The sequence below is a fragment of the Bradyrhizobium icense genome (assembly GCF_001693385.1).
Classification (GTDB): Bacteria; Pseudomonadota; Alphaproteobacteria; order Rhizobiales; family Xanthobacteraceae; genus Bradyrhizobium; species Bradyrhizobium icense.
Genome location: NZ_CP016428.1, coordinates 2,494,916 through 2,511,781 on the forward strand (window position 1 = coordinate 2,494,916; position 16,866 = coordinate 2,511,781).

A 16,866-nucleotide genomic window follows, 5' to 3' on the forward strand; every position below is an offset into this window, starting at 1 on the left:
GGCTTCATCCGAAACCTGAAGCGCTTCTCTTTGCTTGAGCATGTCGGCGCAGGCGCTTTGCGTCTGTTCCGAGGAAAGCCGGTTAAGATTCTGCCGGATCATGCTTTTTAATTCTTCCGCTCCGGCGGCGCCTGCTCGCCAGCCGCTGCGACATAGTTCTCGGGAAACGCCAGCGCGCCTGACGTGACCGGCTTGGAGGGCTGCCTCTGGTCGTTCGACGAGGTCTTGCCCACGGCCTTGCCGGCCTCGTCGAGCAGTTTCTCGACGCGCACCAGAATATCCGCGCCGCGCTTGGTCAATACCGGCGGCGGTCCCGGCTTGGTCTCCAGCACCCGTGCCGCGCCGTTGGCTGCGGCGCTGGCGGAAAGGGCGGGCTGTGGCAGCTTCGTGCCCATGCCGAAGCCTGGGATTTCCTTCACCTCGACGCCCTGATGTGCGACGACCATGATGTCGCGCCAGGTTTGTGCGGGAAGCGAACCGCCGGTCATGCGGTTGGTGGGCGAGTAGTCGTCGTTACCGTACCAGACCGCGCAGGTGAAGTTGCCGGTGAAACCGACGAACCAGGCGTCGCGATAGGCGTTGGTGGTGCCGGTCTTGCCCGCGGTCGGGATGCCGTCGATCGCGGCGCGGCGGGCGGTGCCTTCGCTGACGACATGGCTCATCATTTCCGACATGTCGGCGGCGACGGAGGCGGGAATGGCTTGCACCGGCTTCTTGCCGTCGCGGTCGAAGCGCCAGACCAGGTCGCCGGAGCCGGTGCGCACTTCCAGCACCGCGTGAGGTTTCGCCGCCTTGCCCTTGTTGGGGAAGGTCGCGTATGCGACTGCGTGTTCGAGCACGGTGACCTCATCGGAGCCGATCGGCATCGACGGCGTATCCGGCAGGGGCGCTGTGAGACCGAACCGGCGCGCCACCTCGGTAATCTTGGCGCGCCCGGCCTTGGCCGGGTTCGCCACCTTGCCGCCGAGCGCAATCGACAGCTTCACCGGCACGACGTTGATCGAGCGGGTGATCGCCTGCGTCAGCGTCACCGAGCCGGAATAGTTGTGGCCATAGTTCTGCGGGCACCAGTTGCCGATGCAGACCGGGCCGTCGACCACGATCGAAGAGGGCTTGTAGCCGTTCAAAAGCGCCGTGGCATAGACATAGGGCTTGAATGATGAGCCCGGCTGCCGATAGGCATCCGTCGCGCGGTTGAACTGGCTCGAACCGTAGTCGCGACCGCCGACCATCGCGCGGACGCCGCCGTCGAGATCGGCAACCACGGTGGCGGCTTGCGTGGCGTGATAGTCGCGGCCGAACTGGCGCAACTGGTTCTCGACCGCTTCCTCGGCAGCACGCTGTACATTCATGTCGATCGCGGTGCGGACCACGAACACGCGCTCAGTGTACGATTTCGGGAAGGTATCGACCAGCTTGCGCATTTCCTCAAAAGCATAGTCGAGATAGTAGTTCGGCGAGTTTTCGTCGCGGCGGTCGACGGCGAAGGCCGGGTTGCGCCGGGCGCCGAACACCTGGCCTTCGGTCATGAAGCCGGCATCGACGAGGTTGTCGAGCACGATGTTGGCGCGGGCGCGGGCGGCGGGCAGGTTGATGTGCGGGGCGTATTTGGTCGGCGCCTTGAACAGCCCGGCCAGCATCGCCGATTCCGCCAGGGTGACGTCGCGCGCCGACTTGTTGAAGTAGAAATGCGCCGCGCCGTCGACGCCGAATGTGCCGCCGCCCATATAGGCGCGGTCCAGATATAGCTTCAGAATTTCGTTCTTGGTTAGCCGCGTCTCGAGCCAAATCGCAAGGAAAGCTTCCTTCACCTTGCGCTCGATGGTGCGCTCGTTGCTCAGAAACAGGTTCTTCGCCAATTGCTGCGTGATCGACGAACCGCCCTGGCGCACGCCGCCGGCCTGCGCGTTGGTCACGAGCGCGCGGGCGGTACCGGGGATGTCGATGCCGAAATGGTCATAGAAGCGGCGGTCCTCGGTCGCCAGCGTCGCCTTGATCAGATTGTCCGGAAAATCTTCCAGAGGGATCGAGTCGTTATGTTTGATACCGCGGTTGCCGATCGGATTGCCGTAGCGGTCGAGGAACTGCACTGCGAGATCGGATTTCTTCAGCCAGTCGTCGTCGGCGGTCTCGCGAAACGCAGGGATCGCCAGCGCCAACATCACGATCAGCCCGCCGAGGCCGATGGTGGCGGCTTCCGAAAACGGTTCAATGAACACCCAGCGCTTCCAGCGGCCGACATAGAAGCGGTCCATGAAGGTGGAGTAGCGCTCGTAGAGCTCGCGCAGGCCCTTGCCCGACGAGAACAGCGTCGAGTCGATGCGCGCGTCCAGATCCAGAAAGAAGTTCCGGATCTTCTGCTTCATGTCTGGAGGTACGATCTGGCGCACCGGGGACCTTGATGTGTTCTAGTCGCGCCCGGCGGTGCCGGTCGAGACGTCTTGCTTGGACGTTGCGGCAAACCCAAGGCGCTTTTGCGGCCTCGGAGACTCGCCATTGTTTCTATCCGAGCGGGGGCTATAAACCAATGCTCTCGCTCACCATTTTGATGGTCAGCGCTAACGCTGCCGTTGGCTTTTGGCTCCGTAGCGAACCGGCTTGCGCTCCCCTCGCCGGGCCTCCTAGAAGGGCCGCGGCCGACCGACCCGAGAAAAACGACTGATTGCATGACCGCGCCGCCCAAGCGACCTTCGACTCAGGAGGGATTCTTCTGGAAAACCAAGACGTTGGAAGAGATGTCCAACGCCGAGTGGGAAAGCCTGTGCGACGGCTGCGCGCGCTGCTGCCTGGAAAAGCTCGAGGACGAGGATACCGGGAAAATCTACTTTACCCATGTTTCCTGCAAGCTGCTCGATTCCGGGCTGTGCGCCTGCAAGGACTACCAGAACCGTTCCGACAAGGTTCCGGATTGCGTCCGCCTGACGCCCGAGAACGTCCGCACCCTGACTTGGCTACCGCCGAGCTGCGGCTACAAGCTGGTCGCCGAGGGACGCGATCTCTATTGGTGGCATCCGCTGATCTCGGGCGATCCCGACACCGTGCATGAAGCCGGCGTTTCGGTGCGCGGGCGGGTGCAGGGCACCGAGGATGAGATCCCCGACGAAGATCTCGAGGACCACATCGTGCAATGGCCGGCCGTGTTGCCGAATCGGGCGCGACTGAAGAAGCGGCCGAAGGCTTGAACCTCCCGCACTGATCGATCACGGAAACGCGACGATATTCTACCGGGATGCACCCATGCGCGCGAGGCGCTGCCGGGAGAGGAATTTGCGCTCTAAGGTGCCTGCTATATGGCCATTCCATCTCGGCGGCTTTGGCCGCGCAGAACAATATTACGTCCGAAATGAACAAGCACCAGCGGCAGGGCCGTGAGCCTGCCGACCAGACCACGTTGCCAGACGATCTCGCCGGCGAGCTCTCGCACATCACGACCGAGGTCATCGATGTCAGCGACGCGCCGCCGATCGCGCCGCCGGCGCCGCTGACGCAGGACGAGGTCCGAACCATCCTGATGAGCCTGTTGCTGACGATGTTCCTGGCCGCGCTCGACCAGACCATCGTTGCCACGGCGCTGCCGACCATCGGCCGGCAATTCAACGACGTTAGCAGTCTCTCCTGGGTGATCACTTCGTATCTGCTGGCATCGACCGCGGTCGCACCGGTGTTCGGGACGCTGAGCGATATCTATGGCCGCCGTGTCATGATCACGGTTTCGCTTGCCCTGTTCACGGTTGGCTCGGTCCTGTGCGCCGTGGCGCCGAACATGACAGTACTGATTCTCGCCCGCGGCCTGCAGGGGCTGGGCGGCGGCGGCATCATGCCGGTGGTGCAGACCGTGATTTCGGACGTGGTCTCACCGCGCGAGCGTGGCAAGTACCAGGCCTATTTCAGCGGCGTCTGGATGGCGGCGGGCTTGATGGGTCCCGTGCTCGGCGGTGTGTTTGCCGAACATCTGCACTGGTCGATGATCTTCTGGATCAACGTACCGCTCGCCGTCGGCGCGCTGTTTCTGCTGCTGCCGAAGATGGGCAAGATCCCCGTGTTCCATCGCCGGCGCAAGGTCGACTGGCTCGGCGGCGTGCTGCTGATGGCGTCTGCCGTGGTCGTCATGTTGGTGCTCACCTGGGGCGGCAACCGTTATGCATGGCTGTCGCCGGCGATAATGGCGATGATCGGCGCATCGGTGGCGCTGGCGCTCGCCTTTGTCTGGCACGCGCGCAATGCCGACGAGCCGTTCCTGCCGTTGTCGCTCCTCGGTGGGAGCGTGGTGCCGTACGCCATGGTGGCGGGTGCCTGCGCGCTCGGCGCCATCACCGGGCTGACCGTGCATCTGCCGCTATATTACGAGGTCGTCTATCATCTGACCGCGAGCGAAGCGGGGCTGGCACTGATTCCGCTTGCCGCGATCTCCACCTGTGGCGCGGCGATCGCGGGCCGGACCATGGCGCGCGCCAAGCACTACAAGCGCGTCGCCGTCGCTGGAACGTCGGCGGCGGCGATCTTCGGCGCGGTTTTGACCGTGACGACGCTGCCGCTGTGGGGCTTGCTGATCGTCCTGTCGCTGTTCGCGCTCGGCCTCGGCACGACATTTCCGGTCAGCGTGGTCTCGCTGCAGAACTCGGTAGCGCGCCCGCAGATCGGCACCGTCACGGGCGCGATGAATTTCTTCCGCGCGCTGATGTCGTCGTTCACGGTCGCCGCCTTCAGCGCGATCCTCTTGATGGCGCTCGGCGCAGGCATCTCGTTCGGCGAACACCGCGGACCAGCGAACGCGATCCCGGTCGCCGACATGATCACGGCGTTCCGCTATGTGTTCGGCGCCGCCGCCGCGCTGTTGGCCTGCGCCGCGCTCTGCATCATCGCGATGGAGGAGCGGCCGCTGGCCGGCCCCTCGACCCCGGCGGAGATGGCGGAGTAGGGCGGCTCGGCTATTCAAGCTGCATACGGACACCCTTGGCGCCGTTGAGCAGCCGCTTTAGGTGAAAGTTGACCAGAGGATCCTCGGCGTGCGAGCCGACGAGTGCGGCAAAGGCCGGCATTGCATTGCCATCTCCGGCCTCAAGCTTGGCGAAAGCTTCGCCATACTGCGATGTCGCCGGCGCGGCGAAACTCGCTGCCGATAAGGGCTCGTAGGCACGCAATGGTTCGCTGCGCCCGCGCAGCACGAGATCACCGACCGGTCGGCCCCTGAAATTCTCCACCGCGGTTGCAATTGTCGCGCTGACGCAGATCCGGGTGCCGAGAAACTTGTTCGCCGCTTCAAGCCTCGCCGCCGTGTTGATGGTGTCGCCGTAAGCCGTGTAGTCAAAGAAGCGGCCACCCCCGAAATTGCCGACCAGCGCGGGACCTGAGTGAACGCCGATGCGGGTGGCGCCGAAATTCACGCCTCTCGCCTTCCACCGTTCGCGAAACGCCTCCCCCCACGCATCGAGCTCCCGCGCGCAGGCGACCGCGCGCGTCGCATAGTCGGGCTGGTCGCTGGGCGCATTGAACAGTACCTCGATCGCATCGCCGATCACCTTCGCCACAGTCCCCTCATGCGCGAAGACGACATCAGTCATTCCAGCCACATATTCGTTGAGCAGTTCCCCCAGGAGTTCGGGCGCGGCAGTCTCCACCAGCGAGGTGAAGCCGGTAATATCGGTGAAGATGACCGCAATCTCGCGCCAGGTCACCTCCGTGCTGTCGCCGACGCTGGCCGCAAGCCGCTTGGCAAGCTCAGGCGAGAAATAGCGGGAGAGCGAGGCATGGGCGCGCTCGGCTTCCGCCTGACGGCGACGTGCCTCGCGCAGCATTTCGATGTGCCGCAGGGTCTTGTCGATCGTCGCTTCGAGATCGGCGAAATCGATCGGCTTGGTCAGGAAGTCGAATGCGCCCCGGTTCATCGCGGTACGGATGTTGCTCATGTCGCCGTAAGCCGACACGACAATGGTCGATTTCTTGTCCTCCGATTCCTGCAGCCTGGCGAGTAGCGACAGGCCGTCCATTCGTGGCATGTTGATGTCGGTGACCACCAGGTCGACGTGTGGGTGCCGTTCGAGCGACTGCAACGCCTCGAGCCCGTCACGCGCAAATATGAAGCTGACCAAACCCTCGCGAACCTGCCGCCGGAATTTCTGAAGGACCAGTGCCTCCAAATCCGGCTCATCATCGACCACGAGGATGGTTGCGGTCATGCGGCTTGCTCGAGCCTGGCATCGATCTTCTGACGCAGCGTCACGAAGTCGATCGGTTTGGTCAGAAGGTCGGTTGCGCCGTTCTCGAGCGCCTTGCGCCTGGTATCGACATCGCCATAGGCCGTGATCATGATGACCGGCACCTCGGGCCGCATTTCCTTGACCTTCGGCAGCATTTCCAGCCCGGTCATGCCTGGCATGTTGATGTCGGACAAGATCAGGATCAGCGAATGCTCGATAGTCGAGTTAATGCGCGCCAAAGCATCCGGCGCGGAACTGGCGAAGTCTAGCACGAATCGCTGTGCACGCAGATCGCGGCGGAATTGCTGGCGAAACAACGCTTCCACGTCGGGCTCGTCATCGACGACCAGAACCAGAACACTCACGGCGATCCTCTGGACTTGTCTGCAAAACTGCTTGTTCGCGGCAACACGATGCGGAATTCGGTGAACAGGCCGAGCTGAGTATCCACGTCAATTGTGCCGCCATGTTGTTTCACGATGATGTCGTGGCTCATCGACAGGCCCAACCCGGTCCCTTCGCCGGCCGGCTTGGTGGTGAAGAAGGGGCTGAACATCTTCTCCTTTGCCTCGGGCGGAATGCCGGTGCCGTTGTCGCGAATGCGGATTTCGACGGCATCGCCGAGGTCCTTGGTGCTGGCCTGCAGCGTCGGCTCGAAGCCGGGCTCGCCGCTTTCGTTTCGGCGCTTGGTCACGGCATAGAATCCGTTCGAGACCAGATTGAGGAAGACGCGCGTGATCTCCTGCGGGAACAGGTCGATCTGACCGGCGGCCGGATCGAAATCGCGTTCCAGTGTGACGTTGAAGCCCGGCTTCTCGGCGCGGGCGCCGTGATAGGCGAGGTTGAGGCTCTCATCCACCAGTGCGTTGATGTCGGACAGCCGGTGCTCGCCGCCACCTTCGCGCGAATGCAAGAGCATGTTCTTGACGATGGAATCGGCGCGCTTGCCGTGCTGCACGACTTTCTCCAGGTTGTCCCTCAACAGCCCGGTCAGTTCGTCGACTTCTGCACGGACCTTCCCGGCGAACGCCGTGGGCTTGAGCACCTCGTTCAACTCCTCGGTCAATTCAGCCGAAAGCGCAGCGAAATTGTTGACGAAGTTGAGAGGGTTTTTGATCTCATGGGCGATACCTGCGGTGAGTTGGCCGAGCGAAGCGAGTTTTTCGGTCTGCACCAGGCGGTTCTGCGCCATTCGGAGGTCGTCAAGGGATTGCGAAAGTTCGCGTGTGCGTTGTTGCACCTGCTCGAACAGGCGGACATTGCCGATGGCGATCACCGCCTGATCGGCAAAGGTCTGCAGCAGGGCGATTTGCTTGTCGCTGAACGGATTTATCTCCTGGCGGCGAAGCGTCAGCACTCCCAGGCTCTCGCCCTCGCGCAGCAGGGGGACGCTCAGGACGGTGCGAATGCCCTCGCCGCCGGTGTAGCGCGATAGCTCCCGGCTGCTGGCGAAGTCGGTCGCATGTTCCGAGAAAACGTCGGTCACGTGGACAGTGGTCTGATCCATGAAAGCCCGGCCGGCTGCCCAGTCGCGGCCGATTGGCCATTTCTCGACATTGATCTCGATCGGGCCGTAATGCGCCCTGAAGCGCAGATCGTCGCCCTCCCTGAGCAGCACGACGGCATCGCTGGCCGCGCACAGCTCGCAGGCGCTTTCGACGATAGACTGCAACACCGGATCGAGGTCCGTCGGCGAGGAGGCGATCACCTTCAAAATGTTGGCGCTGCCGGTCTGGTAGGTGAGAGCTTCTGACAAGTCGCGCGTCCTGGCCTGCACCTCTTCGAAGAGTCGCACATTGCCAATGGCGATCACGGCCTGATCGGCAAAGGTCTGCAACAGGCTGATCTGCTTGTCGCTGAAGGCGACGGGTTCCAGACGGCGAAGCACGATCGCGCCGATTGCTTCTCCCTCGCGCAACAACGGTACACTCAGGGTGCAGCGGTGACCCTGTTCGCGCGACTGCCGCTGTCCTTCGGGAAATTCGGCTGCCTCCGGAGGCTGGAAATCGGCCACCTGCACCGGTACACGGTCGACGACCGAGCGACCCGTGACCCAATCCCTATTGACCGGGCGGGACCGCTGGCCCGTCGGAATGGGTCCGTGATGCGCACTGAAGTGCAGCTCGTTACCGATCTTCAGCAGGACATTGGCATCGTACGCATCGCAGAACTTGCAAGCGCTCTCAACAATCGCCTGCAGCGCCGGTCCGACCTCGGTTGGCGACGAGGCGATCACCTTGAGCACCTCCGCTGTGGCGGTCTGTTGCTGCAGCGCCTCGCTCAGGTCATCGGTCCGCCGCCGCACCTCGTTGAACAGCCCGACATTCTTGATCGCGATTACCGCCTGATCGGCGAACATCTGCAGCAAGCGGGTATGTTGCTCGCCGAACGAGCCGGGCGCGACGCGGGTGACGGTGATGATGCCGATCGCCGTGCCGTCATTCATAAGCGGCGCGAAAAGCATGCTGCGATAGCCGCGCGCCCGCGCAATGTCCCGCGCCGCTGGCTCGAGATCGGTATCGGGCAAGTCGGCCGGTGTGCCTTCGCGCGTCAGGTGGTAAGGCGGAAATTCGTCGAGCGGAGCCGGGAAGGAGGCTTGCAGGACGGCGTCGCCGGCCGCGTCGGTCGGCGTAAAGGCAGCCAGGTGGATCTTGCCCTCGATGTAGCGGAACACAGCGGCCGAGAAGCCGCCGATCAGGCGTTTGGCACTGCCGGCTATCGCATCGAACACCGGCTGTACGTCGGAGGGCGAGGAGGCGATGACTTTCAGGATGTCGGCGGTGGCCGTCTGCCGTTCCAGCGCTTCCTTCGTCTCGTGGAACAGCCGCGTGTTCTCGATCGCGATCACGGCCTGATCGGCAAAGGTCTGCAGCAACTGGACATGATGCGGCGCGAAGGCGCCGGGCTCGGCGCGGGTAACGCTGATGATGCCAACCGGCGTGCCCTGGTTCATCAGCGGGGCGAACAGCACGCTGCGAAAGCCGCGCAGCCTGCCCAACTCCTTGTTTGCGGGAGGCACGTCATCGGCCTCGATGTCCGGGAACTGGATCGTTTCCCCGTTGCGGACCAGCGCAAATGTGGGGAATTCGGCCAGAGCCCGCGGGAATGACGACTGCAGCGCTTCGTCGGCTTCGGGATCCGTCGGCGTGTAGGCCGCAAGATGCAGTTCGTCGCCGATGAAGCGCAGCACGGTGGTCGAGAATGCGCCGAGCAGTGTCTTGACGCTGGACGCGATCGCCTCGAATACGGGCTGTACGTCAGCGGGCGAACTGGCGATGACCTTCAGGATTTCAGCGGTCGCAGTCTGCCGCTCCCGGGCCGAACCCAACTCGCGTCGCAGATTCGCATTCTCGATTTCGAGCTCGACCCGCCGCGCCTTTGCCTCGTCGCGTTCGGCGCGGGTGGATTCGAGGCGCGCCTCCACATCGGCGATGGCCGATTCCAGTTCATCGATCACGACCTTCAGATCGACCGATATATCCTCGGGAAGGGTCGCCATTCGCGCATCCATATGCAGCGGAGTACGGGCAGGGGCCGAAGCCCCGCCGCGTCGCACGTGGTCATGGATTATTTCATCCCGGACGCGTCTGAGCCAGCGTCATCGGGCCTGCTTTTGCGCTAAAAAAGCAGGCCCTCAGGTCCCCGGCCTCGAAACCTCGGTCTCCTTGCTGGTGATGAATTCCAACAGCACCGGCACGCCTTCCTGGGTCTTCTGGATGCCGCGCTTGATGGCGGGGATGATGTCTTCCGGTTTCGTCACCCGCTCGCCATAACCGCCAAATGCGCGCGCCATCGCGGCGTAGTCGCCGGAAATGTCGGTAGAACGGTATTTCTCCGTTGAGATCGGCATCACCTTCAGTTCGATCGCCATGGAAAAATTGTTCAACAGGATCGACATGATCGGGATGCGCTCGCGCACCGCGGTTTCAAAATCCATGCCGGTGAAGCCGATCGCGGCATCGCCCCAGACGTTGATGCAGAGCTTGTCGGGCTTTGCCAACTTGGCGCCCATCGCAAGGCCGAGCCCGTAGCCGAGCTGCGTGGTCTTGCCCCAGCCTATATAGGACAGCGGCTCGACCGACTTCCAGAACGGCGAGAGCTGGTCGCGCGGGCTGCCGGCGTCGTGGGTGATGATGGTGTTGTTGATGTCGACGGTGTGCTGCAGGTCCCACAATACGCGATAGGGGCTCAGCGGCGCCTCGTTATGCGTCAGCTTCGGCATCCATTTCGCCAGCCACTCCTTGTGGGAGGCAGCGATCTCGGCGGCGACCGCCGTCGCGTCGCGGTCCGAGGTGACGGTCTTGCCGATCTCTTCCAGCAAGGCATCGAGGACCAGGGCGGCGTCGCCAACCAGACCGACCTTGGCCTCGACGTCCTTGTTGAGATGGCTGGGGTCGAGCGTCGAATGAATGATGGTCTTGCCTTTCGGCATCGCGATGCCGAATGACGTCTCGGTGAATGAGCAGCCGATTCCGAAGATCACGTCGGCTTCGCCCAAAAATTTCGGCACCGCGCGCGGCACGGCAAGGCCGCCCGAACCCAGCGATAGAGGATGCGTCTCGGGAAACGACGACTTGCCGCCAAGGCTGGTCGTGACGGGAATCGCGAGGTGCTCGGCCAGCCGTCTGAGCTGCGGCCAGGCCTTGGCGTAATGCACGCCCTGGCCGGCATAGATCACCGGCCGCTTCGCTGCGACGAGGAGGGCCGCCGCTTCCCTTATATGCACGGGATCCGCACCGTAGCGGGTGCGCAGCACCGGTGTGTAGTTCAAGGGCTCCGGCACTTCCTCGTTCCACATGTCGGCGGGAATTTCGACGATCACGGGCCCGCCGCGGCCATTCTTCAATTTGGTGAACGCTCTCCTGAAAATGTTGCAGACTTCCGCCGCGATGTTGATCGGCTCGGACGATTTCGAGAACGCCTTCATCGCCTGGCTGGAGTTGAAGTTCGGGTCGATGTTGGCGAGCCGGCGCGCATAGCCCATCGGCAGCACCAGCACCGGCACCGATTCTCCGTAACATTGCGCCACGCCGCCCATCGCGTTCTCGGCGCCGGGCCCGTGCTGCATACAGAACGCGCCGATCGAACGGCCCGAGGTGACGCGCGAGATCGCATCCGCCATGTGAACGCCGATGCGTTCCTGGCGCACCATTACCGGGCGGATGTCGGCACTTGCGGCATATTCGATGAGATGATTGACCGGATAGCCGCAGAGGATTTCGATTCCCTCGCGCTTCATGATTTCCGCAATGGCGGTGCCGAGCTTCATGACGGTCCTCTCCCCCTGGATGCAGGCCGGTTTTGGTCCGGCCGATTTGCGACAGTTGGACAGGATTTTCCGGCCCGGTAAAGCGCGGATGGCGCTTACGTTGGGAAGTGCTGATATGCGTTTTTCCGCTCAAGCCAAAAGATGAGGCGACCGGTGGAGAATATTCTTGCTGTGAGCGCCCCGAGCTTGAGGCTGAACTGGATCGTTTTGACTCGGCTTTGACGCTGCCGCGTTGCGAAAACATCACAGCCGCGACCCAAGTGAAGCGGCATCACGGGCTTGTCATTCATAGGAAGGATTTTTGGATTACCTGTGCCGCATGCAACTGCATGAATCGCAGGACAGGAGACTTCAATGATTACGGCGCGGACATTCATTCTTGGCTCGGCGGCAGGTCTGATGGCCCTGAGCGGCGCACAGGCGGCCGACCTTCCGGTCAAGGCCAAGGCAGTTGAATATGTAAGGATTTGTACGCTTTACGGCGCTGGCTTCTTCTACATTCCGGGTACCGACACCTGCATTAAGCTCGGCGGTTATCTGCGAGTTGACACCACCTTCAACGGCGGAGCGCACGGCACCCCGGCCTGGAGCGGCGATCTTGGTCAGCAAAACCGCTACCGCGATTACTTCGTCTCCCGTTCCCGTATGGCGCTGACGGTCGATACCCGCACCGCCACCGAATACGGCGTTGTCCGCACCTTCGGCCAGGGCGACTTCCAGTTCAACAATGTCGGTGGCGGCTCCGCCAATCCGTCGCTGCCGTTCAGCTCGAATTCACTGTCCACCGCAGGCGGCGGCTATGTCGCGGTCGAGTTCCTTTTCATCCAGTTCGCCGGTTTCACCTTCGGTAAGTCCGCCTCGGCCTATTCAACGCCGTGGCAGGGCTTCCCGGGCAACATCAACTCAAACTTGCTCGGCGGCCAAAATACCGACACCGGCGTCAACAACATCCAGTACACCGCCGAGTTCGGCAACGGCGTATCGGCGTCGATCGGTCTCGATGACCCCACCGTGTGGGATCGCACCTCCGTCTACAATCTGAGCATCCCCGGCGCGATCGGCGCCAACGGCACTGGATCGAACGCCTATGCCGGCGTGCACGCGCCCGACATCGTCGGCAGAATCCGGGTGGATCAGGCCTGGGGGCTGTTCCAGCTTTCGGCAGCCGCGCATGAAGTGAACGGTTCGTACAACACGCTGGGCGCGGGCGCTGTCCCGACCGCACTTTCCGAAATCAGCGGCCACCCCGAGAGCAAGTGGGGCGGTGCGGTGATGGCGGCGTTGCAGATCAAGAACATTCCGACCGGTGCGGGCGACGACATCAAGCTCGACGTATCCTACGCCAAGGGCGCCACCAAGTACGTCATCGCCACCAGCGGCTCCTCGCCCAACTTCGCGATGTTCGGCGATAGCGGGTTCGGCTATCAGAGCGTCGGCTTCGGCGCGACCACCGACGGCGTCTACTTCCCGGGTGCGGCCGGTACTGGCGGTATCGCACTGACTACCGCCTGGGGCGTCCGTGGCGCGTTCAATCACAACTGGAACCCCTACTGGTCGACCAGCCTGTTCGGCAGCTACTCCGCCGTCAGGTACGACGGTGGCGCGAACGACAATCTGCTCGGTGCGGGGACCTCGACGGCAAAGGGCGCTTATTGCGCCGCTTTCGCCGCCAGCCACTCCGGTCAGGCGTTGGCCGGGAATGCTGCGGGCAACTACACCTGCAACCCCGACTTCAACGTCTCGCAACTCGGCGTCGTTACCCGCTGGACCCCGGTCAAGAACCTGACGTTCTCGGGCGAAGTCCAGTGGTTCCATCTCGACCAGAAGATGTCGGGCTCCTCGGTGTTCACGGCGACCGCTCCGAAGCCGAACGCGCTTTACGAGTTCAAGGATCAGGACACCGTCCTGCTCCAGTTCCGCGCCCAGCGTAACTTCTGAGAACAATCCTCGGACCGGGCCATTGCCCGGTCCCTTGTTCAACGTCGCAGCGGGCGGGGTGACCACCTCGCTTCGCTGCGGCGGCTGAACATCGCCGCAATCAGATCGAGTATCTGATCCAGGATAGGGTATTCCGCGGCCGCTGGGCCGTCGGCGACGCGCTGCTCCTCGGTCTCCTCATGCAAGAGACCGATGTAATTCCTTTCCGCTTCGCGTTTCTGCGCAATCATATGCGCGCGCTTCGCAAGCCGCCGATCGGGCAAGAGTGGCTGGTCGGTCCACAATCGATGGTAAATTTACCGTATCGTGTGATTCCGGGGCGCGGATTGCTCGACTGCCTTAATTGATCGTTCATTCTGTTCCTCAAGGCCTCTTCAACCGCTCCGCCCTAGAGTTTAATCAGTATGGCGCGGGAGAAATTCCGAGGGAGCGTCGACAGGAGCTTGTCTATGCATCGATTACTGGCACGGTTTGTCGACGATGAATGCGGCGCTACCGCCATCGAATATTGCCTCATTGCGGCCGGCATCAGCATCGTGATCGTCACCACCGTCAACGGCGTCGGCAGCATGCTCAGCACGAAATTCACCGAGGTCAGCACCTCGATCAAATAGCGGCAAGCCGCACAGACACATGCTGGAACTGCTATTTGGGCCGCTGTTGGTGTCCTGGGCGCCAGCAATTCTGGCCTACGTCCAGCAAAATCCGTGGCACGTGATCTCCGCGATATTGGTCGCAGCCTTGTTGATCGATTGGATGGTCAACGACCGGTCGTCTGGTTGTTGCGATGGCGGGTTGGACTTTGGCAGTGGGGACGGGGACGGCGGCGGGGATTGAAACCGGCGCTATCTGTCTTTTGGGTCCGCATTCAGCGCCCGCAGCATCGCGATCCGCGCGAACATCAGCCAGCCGCCGCCGGTCTCGGCCGCGTTGATCAGATTTTCCACCGCGACCTGCCAGTGCGCCTCGTGCTGCACTTCTTCCGGCAATGCCATGACATAGTCGGCGGCCTGCTGCAGCGTCGCGAGCTTACGGCCGCCGCGAAGCGGTATCGGATCATCGAACGGGGTCGACCACGGCATCGCGCGCTAGATGGTGCTATCTATCGCGCTCCTTGCCAGATCATCCGGCCTTCTTGGTGCGGGCGGCGGTACGCACCGGCTTTTCCGCCTTCTTCGGCGCTTCCTTCGCTGTTTCCTTGGCGGCGCGCTTGCCGCTACCGCTGATCGGCAGCAGCATCTCGCGCTGCCCGGCAGCAGCGGCCTTCTTCGGCTTCTTGCCCTTCGTCTTGGCGGCGGCAGGGGCGGCCTGCTGTTCGCTGGCAAGGCTGCGCTTCAGCGCATCCATCAGATTGATGACGTTGCCGGTCGTCTTCGGCGCCGTCTTGGCCTTGGTCGTCAGGCCGTTGCGCTTCTGGTTGATAAGGTCGATCAGCGCCTGCTCATAGCGGTCCTCGAACTGCTCGGGCTCGAATGAAGCGGATTTCTGTTCGACGATATGCTTTGCCAGATCAAGCATATCCTTGGTGATCTTCACGTCCTGGATATCGTCGAAATATTCCTTCTCGTTGCGCACTTCATAGGGGTAGCGCAGCAGCGTTCCCATCAGCCCCTTCTCGAGCGGCTCCAGCGCTATGATGTGCTCGCGGTTGGTCAGTACCACGCGGCCGATCGCGACCTTGTCCATGTTGCGGATGGTTTCGCGGATCACCGCAAACGCATCGTGGCCGACCTTGCCATCCGGCACGAGATAATAGGGGCGGATCAGGTAGCGGCCGTCGATATCGGATTTCGGAACGAATTCGTCGATCTCGATGGTGCGGGTCGATTCCAGCGCGATATCGTCAAGCTCGTCCTTCGACACTTCGATGTAGGTATCGGTGTCGATCTTGTAGCCCTTCATGATGTCTTCGCTGGCGACTTCCTCGCCGGTCTCGGCGTCGACCTTGGCGTATTTGATGCGGTGGCCGGTCTTGCGGTTGATCTGGTTGAACGAGACCTTCTCGGTGTCCGAGGTCGCCGGATAGAGGGCGACAGGACAGGTCACGAGCGACAGGCGCAGAAAACCCTTCCAATTGGCGCGGGGGGCCATGGGCTACTCCGAAAATACGCAACGGACGACCCCGCAAGGATACCACCGGATGTCCCTGTCTCAAACATGCCGGGCTGCGGAATCGCGGAACGGCGTTAACCGTCGAAGGGCTCCGTTCTGCGGCAGGCCTGCGACCTTTTGAACGCGGCGATCGCGTGGCGCGGCCCAAAAGCCCGGAACATCACTTTCGATCATGCGTTGCTTTCGCAGGCGGTGTCGGAGCATTCGCTGACATTACAGGCACTTACTCGAAGAGGTCCCCATGGCAACGAAACGACATGGCCAGATCGTCGAAACCCCGACCGAGGCGCGCCAAGGCGAACCCGGTCCGTCCGTGCTGGCGCTCCTGACGGTATCGACCGGGCTAGCGATTCTGATCCTGGGCATCGTCTGGTTCGTATTCTTCCGCACGTGAGGGACTTGACCGAGGCTGCGCGATCGGGGCGCCTATCGGCGCGGCCGGCAATTGGTCCCGCCTTTCGGGAGCCGTTGCCGTAGGCAACCCTGCCGGGCCCCCTTGGGGCATCCGATCGGGCATGTTAGGCGTCTGGCCAGCGGGCGCGCCCGACCCGCGGAAAGCCTCATGACGAAAAAGTCACATTGTGCGGTGCGCCTCGTTCATGGCCCGTTCACCCCGCCGAGCCTCATCATGAGACCTGATATTGTAGAGCTCACTGTTGGAGGCCAGCTTGCGCCTGCTTGTTGTTGAGGACGATCCGGATCTCAACCGTCAGCTTACGACGGCTTTGACGGATGCCGGTTATGTGGTTGATCGCGCGTTCGACGGCGAGGAGGGGCACTATCTGGGCGACAGCGAGCCCTATGACGCCGTCGTGCTCGATATCGGGTTGCCGAAGATGGACGGCATATCGGTTCTGGAGGCGTGGCGCCGCAAGGGCCGCGCCATGCCGGTCCTGATCCTCACCGCGCGCGACCGCTGGAGCGACAAGGTGCAGGGTTTTGATGCCGGCGCGGACGACTATGTCGCAAAGCCGTTTCACCTCGAGGAAGTGCTGGCGCGAATTCGCGCGCTGCTCCGCCGCTCCACCGGCCACGCCCAGTCGGAACTGACCTGCGGCCCCGTCTCGCTGGATACCCGCACCGGGCGGGTCAGCGTATCGGGCAATCCGATCAAGATGACGTCGCACGAATACCGGCTGCTGGCCTATCTGATGCATCACACCGGCCGCGTGGTATCGCGCACTGAACTGGTCGAGCACCTCTACGACCAGGACTTCGACCGCGACTCCAACACCATCGAAGTGTTCGTCGGCCGCATCCGCAAGAAGCTAGACGTCGACATCATCCAGACCGTGCGCGGGCTCGGCTATCTCTTGACGCCGCCATCGCCCGGCGCCTGATGAGCCTTGC

Annotated in this window: 13 protein-coding genes; 6 read left to right on the forward strand and 7 right to left on the reverse strand. The window is 62.7% G+C overall.

The annotated features are described in order from the left end of the window. Window positions 1-107 precede the first annotated feature (107 nt). Window positions 108-2,390 carry a transglycosylase domain-containing protein gene (locus tag LMTR13_RS11800; protein WP_065728030.1) on the reverse strand — a complete coding sequence of 761 codons (2,283 nt, stop codon included), beginning with the start codon at window positions 2,388-2,390 and terminating at the stop codon, window positions 108-110. A gap of 276 nt (window positions 2,391-2,666) precedes the next feature. On the opposite strand from LMTR13_RS11800, the gene LMTR13_RS11805 reads away from it, so the two are divergent. Next, window positions 2,667-3,182 (forward strand): YcgN family cysteine cluster protein, encoded by a 516-nt coding sequence (locus LMTR13_RS11805; protein ID WP_065728031.1) that lies wholly within the window; start codon window positions 2,667-2,669, stop codon window positions 3,180-3,182. A gap of 161 nt (window positions 3,183-3,343) precedes the next feature. After that, window positions 3,344-4,918, forward strand: a complete 1,575-nt coding sequence (locus LMTR13_RS11810) for an MDR family MFS transporter (protein ID WP_065732617.1) — start codon at window positions 3,344-3,346, stop codon at window positions 4,916-4,918. Window positions 4,919-4,928: 10 nt separating this feature from the next. Here the strand turns inward: LMTR13_RS11810 and LMTR13_RS11815 are convergent, their stop codons facing one another. From LMTR13_RS11815 to LMTR13_RS11830, 4 genes are all read right to left on the reverse strand, one after another. Then, on the reverse strand, window positions 4,929-6,176 hold the full coding sequence (locus LMTR13_RS11815) for an adenylate/guanylate cyclase domain-containing protein (protein WP_065728032.1): 1,248 nt from the start codon (window positions 6,174-6,176) through the stop codon (window positions 4,929-4,931). Then, window positions 6,173-6,562, reverse strand: coding sequence for a response regulator (locus LMTR13_RS11820; RefSeq protein WP_065728033.1), 390 nt, complete (start codon window positions 6,560-6,562; stop codon window positions 6,173-6,175). Before LMTR13_RS11820 ends, LMTR13_RS11815 begins: the two co-directional genes overlap by 4 nt. After that, the gene (locus tag LMTR13_RS11825) at window positions 6,559-9,696 is read right to left on the reverse strand and encodes a GAF domain-containing protein (protein ID WP_083219436.1); all 3,138 of its coding nucleotides are present in this window, start codon (window positions 9,694-9,696) and stop codon (window positions 6,559-6,561) included. The genes LMTR13_RS11820 and LMTR13_RS11825 overlap by 4 nt, the downstream gene beginning before the upstream one ends. Before the next feature lie 135 nt (window positions 9,697-9,831). Beyond that, complete coding sequence (locus LMTR13_RS11830; RefSeq protein WP_065728034.1) at window positions 9,832-11,466, reverse strand: thiamine pyrophosphate-requiring protein; 1,635 nt, start codon at window positions 11,464-11,466, stop codon at window positions 9,832-9,834. A 354-nt stretch (window positions 11,467-11,820) separates the two neighbouring features. Here LMTR13_RS11830 and LMTR13_RS11835 point away from each other — a divergent pair, with 354 nt between their 5' ends. Both LMTR13_RS11835 and LMTR13_RS11845 read left to right on the forward strand, forming a co-directional pair. Then, window positions 11,821-13,404 carry a porin gene (locus LMTR13_RS11835; protein WP_065728035.1) on the forward strand — a complete coding sequence of 528 codons (1,584 nt, stop codon included), beginning with the start codon at window positions 11,821-11,823 and terminating at the stop codon, window positions 13,402-13,404. Between the two features lie 449 nt (window positions 13,405-13,853). Then, the gene (locus LMTR13_RS11845; protein ID WP_065728037.1) at window positions 13,854-14,018 is read left to right on the forward strand and encodes a Flp family type IVb pilin; all 165 of its coding nucleotides are present in this window, start codon (window positions 13,854-13,856) and stop codon (window positions 14,016-14,018) included. 231 nt (window positions 14,019-14,249) lie between these two features. Here LMTR13_RS11845 and LMTR13_RS11855 read toward each other — a convergent pair whose 3' ends face one another. After that, window positions 14,250-14,486, reverse strand: coding sequence for a hypothetical protein (locus LMTR13_RS11855; protein ID WP_065728039.1), 237 nt, complete (start codon window positions 14,484-14,486; stop codon window positions 14,250-14,252). Between the two features lie 40 nt (window positions 14,487-14,526). After that, a complete protein-coding gene (gene ku, locus LMTR13_RS11860; protein ID WP_065728040.1) occupies window positions 14,527-15,495 on the reverse strand; it encodes a non-homologous end joining protein Ku in 969 nt (322 codons plus the stop codon). 262 nt (window positions 15,496-15,757) lie between these two features. Here ku and LMTR13_RS41650 point away from each other — a divergent pair, with 262 nt between their 5' ends. Together LMTR13_RS41650 and LMTR13_RS11865 are read left to right on the forward strand one after the other, a co-directional pair. Then, entirely contained in the window at window positions 15,758-15,910 is a 153-nt protein-coding gene (locus LMTR13_RS41650; RefSeq protein WP_197521075.1) for a hypothetical protein, read from the forward strand. 274 nt (window positions 15,911-16,184) lie between these two features. Continuing rightward, complete coding sequence (locus LMTR13_RS11865; RefSeq protein WP_065732619.1) at window positions 16,185-16,856, forward strand: response regulator transcription factor; 672 nt, start codon at window positions 16,185-16,187, stop codon at window positions 16,854-16,856. Window positions 16,857-16,866 lie beyond the last annotated feature (10 nt).

Bases quoted from the DNA above. Each gene is read 5' to 3' on its own strand.
- LMTR13_RS11815 (WP_065728032.1), bottom strand. From the start codon at position 6,176: ATGACCGCAACCATCCTCGTGGTCGATGATGAGCCGGATTTGGAGGCA.
- LMTR13_RS11805 (WP_065728031.1), top strand. From the start codon at position 2,667: ATGACCGCGCCGCCCAAGCGACCTTCGACTCAGGAGGGATTCTTCTGG.
- ku (WP_065728040.1), bottom strand. From the start codon at position 15,495: ATGGCCCCCCGCGCCAATTGGAAGGGTTTTCTGCGCCTGTCGCTCGTG.
- LMTR13_RS11835 (WP_065728035.1), top strand. From the start codon at position 11,821: ATGATTACGGCGCGGACATTCATTCTTGGCTCGGCGGCAGGTCTGATG.
- LMTR13_RS11810 (WP_065732617.1), top strand. From the start codon at position 3,344: ATGAACAAGCACCAGCGGCAGGGCCGTGAGCCTGCCGACCAGACCACG.
- LMTR13_RS11855 (WP_065728039.1), bottom strand. From the start codon at position 14,486: ATGCCGTGGTCGACCCCGTTCGATGATCCGATACCGCTTCGCGGCGGC.
- LMTR13_RS11830 (WP_065728034.1), bottom strand. From the start codon at position 11,466: ATGAAGCTCGGCACCGCCATTGCGGAAATCATGAAGCGCGAGGGAATC.
- LMTR13_RS11845 (WP_065728037.1), top strand. From the start codon at position 13,854: ATGCATCGATTACTGGCACGGTTTGTCGACGATGAATGCGGCGCTACC.
- LMTR13_RS41650 (WP_197521075.1), top strand. From the start codon at position 15,758: ATGGCAACGAAACGACATGGCCAGATCGTCGAAACCCCGACCGAGGCG.
- LMTR13_RS11825 (WP_083219436.1), bottom strand. From the start codon at position 9,696: ATGGCGACCCTTCCCGAGGATATATCGGTCGATCTGAAGGTCGTGATC.